13 protein-coding genes are annotated in these 13676 nt (G+C 45.5%); 1 reads left to right on the forward strand and 12 read right to left on the reverse strand.

Features of this window, described 5'->3' with window-relative positions; all coding sequences use genetic code 11:
* Window positions 1–21: 21 nt before the first annotated feature.
* The 11 genes from MHN02_RS10615 to MHN02_RS10665 all read right to left on the reverse strand — a co-directional run bounded on the left by MHN02_RS10615 (window position 22) and on the right by MHN02_RS10665 (window position 11684).
* On the reverse strand, window positions 22–1206 hold the full coding sequence (locus MHN02_RS10615) for an ABC transporter substrate-binding protein (RefSeq protein WP_110288150.1): 1185 nt from the start codon (window positions 1204–1206) through the stop codon (window positions 22–24).
* Window positions 1207–1237: 31 nt separating this feature from the next.
* Window positions 1238–2407, reverse strand: a complete 1170-nt coding sequence (locus tag MHN02_RS10620; protein WP_168476895.1) for a DcaP family trimeric outer membrane transporter — start codon at window positions 2405–2407, stop codon at window positions 1238–1240.
* 425 nt (window positions 2408–2832) lie between these two features.
* The gene (locus MHN02_RS10625; RefSeq protein WP_168476893.1) at window positions 2833–4026 is read right to left on the reverse strand and encodes a benzoate/H(+) symporter BenE family transporter; all 1194 of its coding nucleotides are present in this window, start codon (window positions 4024–4026) and stop codon (window positions 2833–2835) included.
* Between the two features lie 154 nt (window positions 4027–4180).
* The gene (locus tag MHN02_RS10630) at window positions 4181–5536 is read right to left on the reverse strand and encodes an MFS transporter (protein ID WP_168476891.1); all 1356 of its coding nucleotides are present in this window, start codon (window positions 5534–5536) and stop codon (window positions 4181–4183) included.
* 54 nt (window positions 5537–5590) lie between these two features.
* Window positions 5591–6370: a 1,6-dihydroxycyclohexa-2,4-diene-1-carboxylate dehydrogenase gene (locus MHN02_RS10635; protein ID WP_168476889.1), complete on the reverse strand. Its 780-nt coding sequence runs from the start codon at window positions 6368–6370 to the stop codon at window positions 5591–5593.
* Window positions 6367–7389 carry a benzoate 1,2-dioxygenase electron transfer component BenC gene (benC, locus tag MHN02_RS10640; RefSeq protein ID WP_168476887.1) on the reverse strand — a complete coding sequence of 341 codons (1023 nt, stop codon included), beginning with the start codon at window positions 7387–7389 and terminating at the stop codon, window positions 6367–6369. Before benC ends, MHN02_RS10635 begins: the two co-directional genes overlap by 4 nt.
* A gap of 15 nt (window positions 7390–7404) precedes the next feature.
* On the reverse strand, window positions 7405–7896 hold the full coding sequence (gene benB, locus MHN02_RS10645; protein ID WP_343212218.1) for a benzoate 1,2-dioxygenase small subunit: 492 nt from the start codon (window positions 7894–7896) through the stop codon (window positions 7405–7407).
* Between the two features lie 3 nt (window positions 7897–7899).
* Complete coding sequence (locus MHN02_RS10650) at window positions 7900–9267, reverse strand: Rieske 2Fe-2S domain-containing protein (RefSeq protein ID WP_168476885.1); 1368 nt, start codon at window positions 9265–9267, stop codon at window positions 7900–7902.
* Window positions 9268–9292: 25 nt separating this feature from the next.
* Complete coding sequence (catA, locus tag MHN02_RS10655) at window positions 9293–10231, reverse strand: catechol 1,2-dioxygenase (RefSeq protein ID WP_168476883.1); 939 nt, start codon at window positions 10229–10231, stop codon at window positions 9293–9295.
* A 49-nt stretch (window positions 10232–10280) separates the two neighbouring features.
* The gene (locus tag MHN02_RS10660; protein ID WP_014977317.1) at window positions 10281–10559 is read right to left on the reverse strand and encodes a muconolactone Delta-isomerase family protein; all 279 of its coding nucleotides are present in this window, start codon (window positions 10557–10559) and stop codon (window positions 10281–10283) included.
* 9 nt (window positions 10560–10568) lie between these two features.
* Window positions 10569–11684: a muconate/chloromuconate family cycloisomerase gene (locus MHN02_RS10665; protein WP_168476881.1), complete on the reverse strand. Its 1116-nt coding sequence runs from the start codon at window positions 11682–11684 to the stop codon at window positions 10569–10571.
* A 103-nt stretch (window positions 11685–11787) separates the two neighbouring features.
* Between MHN02_RS10665 and MHN02_RS10670 the strand changes: the two genes are divergently transcribed.
* Window positions 11788–12696: a LysR family transcriptional regulator gene (locus MHN02_RS10670; RefSeq protein WP_220018906.1), complete on the forward strand. Its 909-nt coding sequence runs from the start codon at window positions 11788–11790 to the stop codon at window positions 12694–12696.
* 6 nt (window positions 12697–12702) lie between these two features.
* Here MHN02_RS10670 and MHN02_RS10675 read toward each other — a convergent pair whose 3' ends face one another.
* Window positions 12703–13482, reverse strand: coding sequence for an IclR family transcriptional regulator C-terminal domain-containing protein (locus MHN02_RS10675; RefSeq protein WP_014977320.1), 780 nt, complete (start codon window positions 13480–13482; stop codon window positions 12703–12705).
* Between the last annotated feature and the right edge of the window lie 194 nt (window positions 13483–13676).

Raw genomic sequence — 13676 nt, forward strand, 5'->3', positions numbered from 1 at the left:
GGCTTCCCTACTTGCAATAACTTATAAACGACAACCACGTGCTGGGTCATTCAGGTTCGCTGCAGCGGTTTTAACCACCACGTTTTCTCCGTTCTCAACCTTTCTTAAATAGATGTTTTGAATTGGATTGTGCGCCTTAGAGAAATGGAAGCTGCCGCGCGGGCTATCAATTTCAATACCTTCCATTGCCTTTATCAGAGCTTTTTTGTCAGCGGTATTACCCTTGGTTGCTTCCACGGCTTGAATAATCAATTGACCGGCGTCATACCCTTGAACGGCGTATAAGTCAGCAGGCTTGTTGTACAATGACAAATACTCGGCTCTGAACGCTTTGTTCTTAGGGTTATCCAAGGTGTCGGCATAGTGTAGTGTGGTGAATAGGCCGTCAGCGGCTTCACCCTGCGCTTCAATGGTGCCTTCGGTTAGGAAACCAGAACCAATAAGTGGAATTTTGCCTTTAAGCCCCATGGCATCGTAGTCTTTAACAAACTTAACCGAGCCACCACCGGCAAAGAACACAAATACAGCATCAGGCTTTATTGAGGCAATTTCAGTTAGGTAAGACTGAAACTCTGTTTTTGGAAACGGTACGAAAATTTCCTTAACCACTTCGCCACCAGCTGCTTCAAATGATTCTGAAAACGCGGCAAGCGACTCTTTACCAAACCCGTAGTTCCAGCTTAGTGTCACCACCTTTTTATAGCCCATTTCAATGGCTTGGTTACCCATTGGATAAGCAGTTTGCCAAGACGAAAACGATGTGCGGAACACATTCGGCTGACAGAATGCTCCTGTTGCAGCGTTAGCACCTGCATTGGGAATGATCATGATAGAGTCTTTGTTTCTAACCGATTTGATCATGCCCATTGCTACCCCTGAGTGAACTGGGCCAATAATGAAATCGGCATCGTCTTTATCGGTCATTGCAGAGGTTAACTCTGGAGCGCGTGCTGGCTTTGCTTCAGTGTCGCTAATGATGAATTCAACAGGGCGACCGGCAATAGTATTACCCTTTTCTTTTAGGGCTTGTTTCAGGCCGTTAGTAGCAGCCTCACCCAACCCAGCATAAACACCACTGTATGGCAGCATTACGCCAATTTTTATGGGCGATTCGTCGGCATGTGCAGACATACCTGACAACACACTTGTCGCCATCACACTACTGGCCAAGACGACTTTTCTGAGCGTTTTATTTTTAAATATCATGGTAAGTTACTCGTATTGTGGTAGGTGAATGTTAAAAAGCGTATTTCGCCATTGCTTGAACGCGGCTCATATCGCCGTCGAAACCGTCAACAGTTTCACGCTTTGCGTAGGTATATTCCAAGCCAACCGATAGCGGCTTAGTAATGTTGTAGATGTAGTTAATGCGCGTGCTGTAAACGTCATGTGTGCGCGAGCCCACCATGCCTTCGACGGTGTCTACATCTAATGAAGAGAAGATAAGATTGGTACGAGCGCTTTCGCTCCACAAGTGGCGATAAGCTACAGTAACCGCGGTTGCATCAATGGCATCAAAGTTACCTTCATCGTCTAGGAAGGCACCATTGGCAGCATTTACGCCAACATAACGACCTAAGCCCGAACCACTAGCTACTTGAATGCGAATATCATCGCCATTGCTCAAGTTAATGCGCGATGAAAGCGATAGTGCAATACCCGTGTCTGAGTAATCTTCGCCTTGTGTTTCATAAGCAAGCTGACGCAAGATACCGCCCACTTTCACATGACCCCAGCTGGCTTTCATCGTATAAGTACCAATGAGATCAGGTACAGAGTTGTCATCTGTCGTAATTTGCGCGGTAGTGGTAGTGCCAACGGTTGTCTCAGGGTTTTCCAACGCCACTTCAAAACCGTTATTTGAATAACGAATTTGTGGTTGACGAGTAAAAGCCACACCGTCTGTTGTACCAATAAAATCTACTGATTCAACCAAAGCGCCTAGGTCCATGATAGTTGACCAAGTTTGACCAATAAGCCAGTTGTTGTATTTCAAGTAAGCATGTCGCATACGTGGCGTATAGGAGTTGCTCACTCGCTCATCACCACCAGATGTCAATAGAAAGTCAAATTCAAACACACCGGTAATGACGTCTTCACCGTCTACTGGCGTATTGGTAGTAAATCTGAAACGAGACTGTTTCGCGTGCGCATCAAATCGGCCACCTAGCCCATCGTCTGTGGCGCCCGTTTGTACCAAAGACGGTACGTAAATATCACGCCCAGGGCCAACACCTTCACCGTTTGAGTAGTCGCTATACATTGCGTCAACTTTGATATAACCAGAGAATTTCACCTCGGTTTCAGCTAGGTTCGCTGCCTCTGCGCCATTAGCAAGTGCTAAACCAACCGATAGTGACGAGGCAAGTAGGGGCTTGATGAGTGTTTTTTGTTTTAAAGTATTCATTCAGTTCTCCGTTGTAAATGTGCCAAGCATGTGTGTGATAAACAGAAACAACTGACGTTAAGGCAACCCACCTTTGTAAATTTTGTGTTATGCAATTGTTTCTAAGCAGGGAACTTACTGTGAAGATAAATCACAAACCAATACCAAATGAGTGGCTCGCAATACTTAACGGGTATGGCTTTGCGGTATATAGGTTGAACAACAATGCATTGAAAAACATATAAACCATTGTTATTAATTGATAATTACAAGCAGATTTGGAAGAGCATTGATAGCTCTTATAGACAGAAATTACCCGCCACAATTTGTTCATTATTTATAAAATAATTCACCAATAATTAAAAATAAGCAAATATAAAGGAAAAAAAACCCGCCATTAGGCGGGTCAAAATTGCTTGGGAGCGGTGTTACTTTTGTTGCTGGTGTTACTTTTTAAGATAGCGCTGAACAACAATGATAGTGCCGCCAATGACTAGCCCCCAAAACGCGGAGGAAAGCCCTAATAACGACAAATCCGATGCGGTAATAAGAAAGATACACAACGCCGCTTCTCGGTCTGCAGGTTGGCTTAATGCTGTAGAAAGTGACCCTTCCAGCGCCCCCAAAAGTGCAATACCGGCCACCATTGCGATAAATGCAGCGGGAAACGCTTGAATCACACTCACTAACGCTGCGCTAAATAGCCCAAACATGATGTACCACAGCATGGCGACAGCAGGGCCAAAATAGCGTTTTTTAGGGTCGGGGTTGGCATCAGGGCCGGTGCAAATGGCAGCGGTTATTGCAGATAAATTCACCCCATGACTCGCCGTTGGAGCAAACAGAATACTCATAAGCCCACTACCTGCAACAATCTGATTTGACGGTGGTGAATACTTGTCTTGCCTTAGTATGGCGATACCAGTAATAAATTGGCCGCTCACAGCAACTAGCATAAGCGGTATTGAAATACTAAATAATGCAGTGAGTGAGAAACTGGGCATGTACCAATGCGGTGTTGATATTTGCCAGTCAACTTGTTGAAATGATAAATCATAGTTTAAGGCCAGTACCCCTACCCCAATAGCAACGGTAAGCATGATGGCGTAACGCGGCAGCAAGTGACGCAATAAAATATAGCCTGCGAACATCACCAGCCCAAGCAATGGCGCTTGTGTCATCTTAGAAAAGAGATTGAGGGAAAAGTTAACCAATATTCCTGCCAACAGTGCCGCAGCTAAGGCCAAAGGTAATCGGTTCACTAGTCGCTCAAATACCCCTGTTACTCCCAATAACAACAAAATGCCACCAGACATAATGTACGCGCCTATCACATCGCCCCACGGCATACCCGGCACTAAGGTGACGAGCAAGGCAGAACCCGGTGCATTCCATGCAAAAAGCAAGGGCATGCGATAGCGCAAGCTAAACCAACCACATAGTAAACCGCTAGCAATAGACATCCCCCAAATCCAAGAAGTCAGTACCTCACTACTTAGATTTGCCGATTCAGCAACTTGAAACAAGATAACCAGTGGACCTGCATAGCCCATTGTTGATGCAAGGATCCCCGCTACTGCAGCAGACAACGACCAGTCTTTTAACGGTGGAAAAGAAATGAAAGTAGCCTGATTTTGCATAAGTCACTCCATTGGTTGCCGTGCTACCCGCAAGAAATTGCCTGCGAATAGCACAGCTTGGGAACGCGGTTTACTTATACTACATATTTCGGTTTAAGATGCGTATAGTAGACATAACAATACGAATAAACAGTGATGTTACACGCTTTGTAAATTAAGCGTTTTCAACAACGTTAGGCTGAACATCGCTTGTGTGTTTTGCGCTACTGGCGCGATGTTGGTGAAAATAAAATATCCCCATGGCAAGCGCACAAATAATGCCTGGAATAGCAAACACCATGAAATTAAGGTGAAGCTCAAGCTGTTCTGACAATAAATAGCCACCCAGTAAAGGCCCGACGATAGCGCCGTTTCTACCAATCCCCGATGCCCAACCAAGGCCGGTAGAACGAATGTGTAACGGATAATACTGCGCTGCACAGGCATACAAGAGTATTTGACTACCTATTGTTGCAGCACCCGCCACAGCAATAGCCAAATAGCGCACAAAGCTTGGTATATCTAAGCCCATAAGGGTGATTGATACCGCAGCAGCAATAAAGAAGAAGGTGAGTACTTTAGGCAAATTAGAACGATCGCCAAGCCACCCGCCATAAATAGCACCAGCAATAGCACCAACGTTAAGCACTAATAAGAATTGTAAACTAGACCCCAACGAGAACCCTGCATTATTCATCAGTTTAGGTAACCAAGACGTTAATGCGTATACCATCAGTAAGCAGCAAAAGAACGCACACCACAACAAAATAGAAGGCAACGCATTTTGACCGTTAAAGAGTTGCTTAACGCCAAAATGGCTTGGTGCTACTGCACTATCGTCTTCCTCGCCCTTGAGAGGCACATCTGTATTTGAAGGTGCAATTCGCGAGATGATTTTCTTGGCGGTGTCTCTTTTTCCCTGACGAATGAGAAACGCCAGTGATTCAGGTAAAAAGGCAAGAATTAAAGGAAGTAACACGAGGGGTAAAATAGCCACATAGAAAACCGATTGCCACCCCCACTGTGGAATCATTTGCATGCCTAACCAAGCAGCCATCATACCACCAACAGAATAGCCACTGAACATAATGGCCACCAGAGTTCCGCGCATTTTTTTAGGCGAATACTCGTTCATAAGCGCAACTACATTAGGCATAACTCCACCAATGCCTAGCCCGGCAATAAAGCGGCATATACCAAACTCGGTCACATTGGACGCAAAACCATTGATGAAGGTAAAACCACTAAACAGTGCAATACAGATAGCAATAGACAAGCGACGCCCGATGCGATCTGCCAATTGTCCAAAAACAATTGCCCCAATCATCATTCCAAATAACGCATAGCTACCCAACGCGCCTGCCTGTACAGGTGTTAACGACCACTGTTCCATTAATACGGGTAGCACTACGCCGTACACAACTAAGTCGTAGCCGTCGAATATAATGATCAGTGCGCACAGCAGTAACGTGCGCAAATGAAAGCGATTAAATTTTGCATTGTCTATTAATGCGGTTAATGCATTACTCATAACTCTTTTCTCATAAAGAAAGCCGCTTAAAAGCGGCTTTTTATTCTTGTTTTTTTACCCACAATCTCCACCAGCAACAGGTAAAATAGTTCCTGTAATATAGCTGGCTTCATCTGAAGCTAAATACAAAATGGCAGATGCTTGTTCATCTAGGGTGCCGTAACGAGACATAAAACTGGTATCAATGGTCTGATCGACAATTTGCTGATACCAAATTTTTTCCTGCTCACTTTGTGTAGACTCGTTGCGCGGAATAATGCGCTGAGGCGCGTCGGTTCCGCCTGGTGCCGTGGCATTCACACGAATATTGTGCTGTGCATACTCAAAGGCAAGTGACACTGTCAGTGCATTTACGCCCCCTTTTGCCGCGGCGTAAGGCGCGCGGTTTACACCACGAGTAGCAACCGAAGATACGTTCACTATGGCGCCTTTCCCATTGTCTAACATGGCAGGTAATACTGCGCGACAACACCACAACGTGGGGAACAACGAGCGATGAACTTCTTTTTCAATTTCATCAGCTTGATAATGCTCGTAGGGTTTAGCCCAAATGGTTCCCCCAACATTGTTGATAAGCTTATCGATTCGCCCAAAATGCGCCAATGCCGCATTCATAGCATTAAGCGCACCTTCATAGGTTTCTAAGTCAGCCTCTACAGCAATAACATCTGCACCGTTTTCATTGAGTGACTGGGCAATCTGTTGAACATGTGCTGAGCGGTCAACCAATACCAACTTTGCTCCCTCAGCAGCAGCTCGTTGTGCAACGCAAAGGCCAATGCCTTGCGCTGCGCCAGTAACTACAATGACCTGCCCATCGAAGCGCAAACTCATGCGGCTTCCTCTTTAGGCTGGCTGGGGTTGAATTTTTCGTAGTGGAACGAATATGGGTTTGTACCCGCATCTTTAAAGTATTGACGCACGGCATCAACCATCGGCGGAGGTCCACATAAATATGCATCGGCATCAGCAAGTGCAAATGGAACACTTTCCATATGATCAGTAACAAAACCCAACTTCTCATGTGCGCTATCTGGGTTAACGACGACTGTAGCGTAGCTAAAGTTGTCCAATGCATCGGCATATTCTTGTATGGCTTCAAGCTTCACCAAGTCATCTACATTGGTCACACCATAGAGTAAATACACAGGTTGACTGGTTGGGTTCTGCACAAGCGACGCCAGCATAGAAAGAATAGGTGCAAGCCCTGTTCCGCCTGCTAGCATAAGTACTGGGCGCTCTACTGCGCGCAAGTAAAAACTACCGAGTGGACCGGTTACCGGAAGCACGTCACCTGCATTGGCGTTTTTGCTTAAGTAAGTACTCATCAAGCCATTAGGCACATTGCGAATAAGGAAGCTTGCATCTTTGCTTCCCGGGCAAGAGCTAAATGAATACGCACGGGTCTCATCAGAGTTTGGCAGCCCCAAATTAATGTACTGACCGGGCAAGAAATCAAGTGGCTCAGACAAAGCGACATTTAATTCAATGGTTGTGTCCGACAACGCATTTACACTGGTAATAGTGCTTGTAATGCTTTGCGGACCTGATGCACACAGCGAAGAGGCCGCAGGAATAGAAACCACCACGTCTGATTGAGGCAGCATCTGACAGGTAAGAATTAACCCATCAGCAGCTTCATCGTCGGTTAACGCTTCATCGATGTATTCATCACCTAAGTCGTAAGTACCTTGCTTGCAGCTACCTTTGCAGGTTCCACAAACACCATCAGAGCAGTCCATTGGCAGTTTCACGTGATGGCGATAGGCTGCGTCGAGCACTGTTTCACCATCATTACATTCGATAACGCGCGTCACGCCGTCTTCGAAATTAAGAGCTACTTTGAAAGACATAATAATTCTCCGTCTTTACAGGTGATATACATCAATAACTTGATTGATGTAATCATTATTCAACACCACTTTTTTACGCGTAATAACTGGCGATTCACCACTGATGTCCAATGCACAAAACACGGTTCCGAAGAAGTGTGATGTCTCGCGATAGCGATGGCTAAGCGTATTGAAGTTATAGCGGATTTCCGCTGTTGTCTCGTCTTGGTTCAGTACTTCTAAATTACTACACTGATGCGTGGTTCTCGGCTCTGGCATACTCGCACCCGAACGCTCAGTCTTGATGCGGTAAACCCTGTCTTCCAAGCCATTGCGATTAGGGTAATAAATAAGCGAGATTTCTTTTTGAGGATCGTTAGTTAACTGATCATCGTCATCCCATGCTGGCATCCAGTATTCACATTTTGGGTGATAGCACGTAAGCCACTCATCCCATTGACGGTCGTCAAGTAAACGCGCTTCATGAAATACAAACGCCTGAATATCCTGATAAGTCATCACTGCCACCTCTTAATCTTTTTGCACAACAGGAATATGACTGGCTCTTTCTAGCTCAATCGCATTTAGCATTTCGTCAACCCAATGCTTGTGGTGATGAACGTATAGGCCTTCATCTTCTGGTTTGATACCTGACGCAACTGTGTCCATACCAACACCTTTAGCATAATCGTCTGGGCCTTCCATCCAGTGCGCTGCACCTCGGCTCATATCGTTCCAACGCATATCACGCGCTTCGTAGCCTTGCTGACAACCTCTGAATTCTTCTAGGTCGTCTGGTGTTCCCATGCCAGATACGTTAAAGAAATCTTCGTACTGACGAAGGCGCTTTTGACGATTTTCAGCAGACTCGCTCTTAGGTGCAAAGCAGTAAATAGACACTTCCGTCTTATTCACAGAAATAGGGCGAAGTACACGAATTTGCGTTGAGAATTGGTCCATCACGTAAACGTTAGGGTACAAACACAAGTTACGCGTTTGATTTACAATGGTGTCGGCTCGCGCTTCACCCACTTCCTGCTGAAGACGTTCTAGTTGGCTGTAAATAGGACGTGCAGCTGGGTTTGTTAAACGTGTCCACAACATCATGTGACCGTTTTCAAATGAATAGAAACCACCTTCGCCCGACCAGCTTTTCGCATCAACCGCTTCTGTACCGCCTTCTTCGTAGTTGCGGTGACTCATCGTTGATAAGTAGTTCCAGTGAACAGTTCCAACGTGATAGCCATCAGCACCGTTTTCAGCAGTTAGCTTCCAGTTACCTTCGTAGGTGTACGTTGAAGTACCACGAATAACTTCGATACCTTCCGGATCTTGATCCACAATGTTGTCGATAACCTTCGTGGTTTCACCTAAATATTGCTCTAGCGGTAATACATCTGCATTCAAACTACCGAACAAAAAGCCGCGATACGATTCGAAACGTGCAATGTGCTTAAGATCATGAGAGCCATCAGTGTTAAACGACTCAGGGTAACCACCTTTCTTCTGATCACGCGCTTTTAAAAGTTTGCCCGAGTTGTTAAATGTCCAACCGTGGAAGGGGCAAGTAAAAGACGTTTTGTTACCGCGCTTACGACGACATAATGTTGCACCGCGGTGCGAGCACGTATTTAAAATGGCATTTAGGTCGCCGCCTTTGTTACGCGTAATAACAACCGGCTGGCGACCAATTGTAGTAGTGTAATAGTCACCGATTTCGGGAATTTGGCTTTCATGTGCCAAAAATACCCAGTTGCCTTCAAAGATGTGTTTAATTTCTAAATCAAACAAGTCTTTGTCGGTAAAGATCCCACGGTCACAGCGATAATGCCCCGTCTCTTCGTCGGCCTCAACGGCACCACGGATCTTCTGTTCTAGTTGATTCAATGTTGCTGACATAATTTATCTCCCGAAGGTAGCAGGCTTACGCCTGCTCCACAGTTGCGCGGGCACGAGCATGCTTGTCTTGCTTCTCGTCGTTCTTCGTTGCCATTAATGTGATGTTGAATTCCACATCAAGGTAGTTGTCTTTGAAGCCCATGGCTTTAATTTGCTCTGGCTCAGATACACTTTTTGCTTCAACAACCAATTCGTCACGCGTTGCGAAAGCGAAATCGTCATAGGTGTATTCATCACCGGCTAGGTTAATTTGCGTAGTAAGGTGCTTAAAGCCGTCTTTCGCTACAAAGTAGTGAATGTGCGCAGGGCGATTACCATGTCGGCCAAGGCTTTGTAGCACTTTCATCGTTGAACCACCTGGAGGGCAACCGTAGCCGCTAGGTACAATACTGCGTGCGCGATAGCAGCCTTGCTCATCAGCAATGATGCGGCGACGTAAATTAAACGGAGTTTGAGAAGGGTCAAAATGCGAGTAAGCACCTTTCACGTCTGCATGCCAGATATCAACAACTGCGCCTGCAATTGGGTTGCCTTCTTCATCAACAACCTGACCGTGTAGCCACATTTCTTGGCCAGGTGACTGACCATCATCCATTCTTGCTTCGCCTTCACTTGTCGGCGCGCCTTCAACATACAACGGACCTTCAATAGTACGTGGTGTACCGCCTAGCTCACCAATGGCAGCGTCTTTGGCGTCTTCACGAACATCAAGAAAATGATCAAAACCTAAACCTGGAGCAAGCAGCACGGCTTCGCCATTAGCACCTAATTCATTTAGGTAGTTAACGCCTTGCCAAAACTCTTCTTGTGTAATGTCGAGGTCTTCAATCATCTTGAACACGTCAGTTAGCAAGCGGTGCATAATTTCTTTAGTGCGAGGATTGCCTTTGTCGTTGTCTAGGCCAGCGGCACGCTTAAGTAACGTTTGAACATGTTCAGTTTGTAAAGTATTGATAGTAGTCATAGTCTTAGTCTCCGCGCTGCAATGCAGCGAGTTTTTGCCTGTTAGTTTTTTATTTGATTGATGAAGGGTGCTGACACAAAGGCGTCACACTCATCGTCATAAAGGGGTACAGCGGTAAGCCCATTAGTACGTCGTGTAAATGCTGGTTATCCTTCACCTCAAATATGCTCACATTGGCGTATTGACCAGCCACTCGCCAAAGGTGTACCCAAATGCCTTCTTCCTGCAGTCCTTCGGCATAGTTTTTTTCTTTCAACTTAATTGCATTAAATTCTTCTTCGCTCAGATGTGCTGGCGGTATCACAGTCATTTCAACTTTGAATAACATATTTGCTCCTTACTTCGCCTTGCGGGTGTATTGACGTAATTTGTCCTCATCGATTTCGAGCCCTAGCCCGGCTGTCGTAGGAACTTCAACGCCAAAGTTGTGATAATTTAGAGGGGATTTAACGATGTCATCGCACTGCAGAAGTGGGCCAAACATCTCTGTGCCAAATTCAATAACAGGTAGAGTCGACCATGCATGTAACGCGGCAGTGGTACCCACAGTGCCTTCGAGCAGCGTACCGCCATATAGCCCAATACCTGCCGCGTTGCACACAGCAGCCACATCAAGTGCACCAAACAGTCCGCCTGCTTTGCCTATCTTAAGGGCCACTGAGCCTGTGAAGCCTTGCTGAGCCAACAAAAGGGTATCTGTGCTATCAGCAATAGATTCATCAGCCAAAATGCCGATGTTAAATTTCTTAGACAGACGTACAAGGCTGGCAAAATCTTTTGCAGGAGTCGGTTGCTCTACTAAATCAATACCGGCTTCTTGTAGTGCAGCCATACCATAAGTAGCTTGAGACTCGCTCCACGCTTGATTAACATCAACGCGAATACTTACGTCATCGCCTATCGCTGCTTTGATCTTGCCCACATGCGCTACATCATCACGTACTGAACGAGAGCCAATTTTCAGTTTGAAAATGTTATGGCGCTTTTCGGCTACCAGGCCTTTCGCTTCTTCAATGTCTTTTTCGGTATTGCCTGAGGCCAATACCCAAAGACAAGACAAATGATTATTGCAAGAACCACCGAGTAAGGTTGAAACTGGCACACCAAGTTGTTTACCAAGCAAATCAAGCAGGGCCGTTTGCACCGCAGACTTGGCAATAGGGTTACCTCTAAAAGCAAGTTGTAACTTGTTAATTAATGCTTTAGGGCTGGCAACTGACTGTCCAATCAAATAAGGTGCTAAATAAGTATCAATGTTGGTTTTGATACTTTCTGGGCTCTCAGCGCCGTACGCAAGGCCACCTATTGTTGTACCTTCGCCAATACCTTCAAGGCCGTTGTCGTCGGTAATTCTTACGATAACCATCGACTGAACCGCCATAGATGTCATGGACAATTTGTGTGGTCGTATCGTAGGAATATCGACAATGTAAGTTTGAATTTGTGATATCATGTAAATGTTAATTTTGTGTTGCCAGTAAATGTCTGCGAGTAACCTACAAATATTATTTGTTAACAACCAATATTGATTTAGTTAGTATCGATACCTAGGAGGTATGGTGGAGTTAAGGCATTTACGCTACTTTTGCGCGGTAGCAGAAGAAAAGAACATGACCAGAGCGGCCGAAAAGATATTCATGGCCCAGCCACCTTTAACAAGACAAATCAAACAGTTAGAGGAAGAAGTTGGCGTTCAACTCATTCAGCGAGAAGCCCGTGGCATTACCCTAACCCCCGCTGGCGAATACTTCTGGAAACAGGCTCAACTCATACTTGAAAAGTTAGCTTCATGTGTTGAAGAAAGTCGGCGAATTGATGCAGGAAAAAAGCGAATTTTCAGAATTGGCTTTGTTCCATCCATTTTTTACGGGCAACTTCCTCAGCTTGTTAGGCGCTTAAGACAGCAGCACAAAGTGGATGTTGAACTGCACGAAATGAAAACTGGTGAACAAATAGAAGCCCTCAAGTCAGGTAAAATTGATATGGGTTTTGGTCGGGTTGTGATGCCATCACTAGAAGCCGATGTGACTCAGAAGTTGTTGTTCAGCGAGCCTATCCTTGCCGCTCTACCTATCCATCATCCACTTGCTAATGACGATGTTGATATGGCAGAGCTCGCAACACTGCCATTAATTACTTACCCAGGTGGTAAGCCTCCAACGTTCGCTAACATCTGTTTGGATCTGTTTGCCAGTCGCGGGTTGAGAGTCAGAGTTGCCCAACAAGTTAATGATATAGGTACTGCACTGGGTCTTGTTGCCTCAGATATGGGCTTCACCCTTGTGCCTGAACAAGTGATGCGCATGAATAGAGATGGTGTAGCGTTTGTTCGGCTTAAAGACGACGGCATAAATAGCCCGGTGTTTCTCAGTAAACGTGAGGAAGCCGAAGATGACATTATGGCTGCGGCCATGGTGATATTAGATGAGTTGGTGCAAAACCGAATAGAAGGTCGCTACCCCTAAAAGGGGTTAGCGCAGATCTTGTTTTATTTGTTCAGCAGCATGCTTAAGTACTGGAATACAATGCTCGGTGATGGTCTCTAAGCTCACCCTTAATGCATTGGTACTTAAGTTCATCGCCCCCAGCAATTCACCTTTGCCACTAAATACAGGTACAGCAACCGAGCGCAACCCCGCTTCAAGCTCTTGATCAACAATACTAAAACCTTGTTGCTTAACCTTAATCAGTTCCTGTTCTAACGCCTGTGCAGTGGTAATACTCTTCTCGGTGTGTGGGTGTAACTGTGCTTCATTCACCCATGCTGTTAATTCTGAAGCGTCAAGATGTGCTGCAAGTACTCGCCCCATTGACGTATACGGTGCAGGCAGTCGAGTGCCCGTTGTTATGTTAATCGACATAAGACGATGTGATGCCGGAGAACGCGCCACGTACACCACTGACTGTCCATCTAACTTCCCAAGAGACGCCGACTCCCCTAATTCTGCGGTAATTGATTTAAGGTAATGCTCGACCACTGCTATATAACCATTGCTGCTAGTATAAGCTTGCCCTAACGACAGCACTTTAGGTGCCAAGGCGAAGAGTCGTCCCTCGCGACGGATATAGCCAAGAGAGTGCAATGTAAGTAAAAACCGACGGGCTTTAGCCCTATCAATTCCCATTTTTTCAGCTACTTGCGATAAGGTCATTTCTTTGTTTTGACCATCAAACGCCCCTAACACCTCTAGTCCGGTAGCAAGCGCGCTTATGTAATCGCGATGGGTTGACGGTATTTTTTCTTCACTCATGCACTATGTCTCTTGTTGGTTCTTGCGAATTATTTCTTATTGTTTAACGAAGTGCCAGTTCTCTTATGAATTCAGCAACATAAATTGGTTTGACTGATCGCCCCAGCAATTTTTTAACATTTATTACTTGACCTAAACAATCAAAGTTATTAATTTGTTCGCATTATGAATCAACATTCGTATTGCGAACTTTT

This window comes from Alteromonas sp. CNT1-28 (genome assembly GCF_022348345.1).
In the GTDB taxonomy this organism is placed as follows: Bacteria; Pseudomonadota; Gammaproteobacteria; order Enterobacterales; family Alteromonadaceae; genus Alteromonas; species Alteromonas macleodii.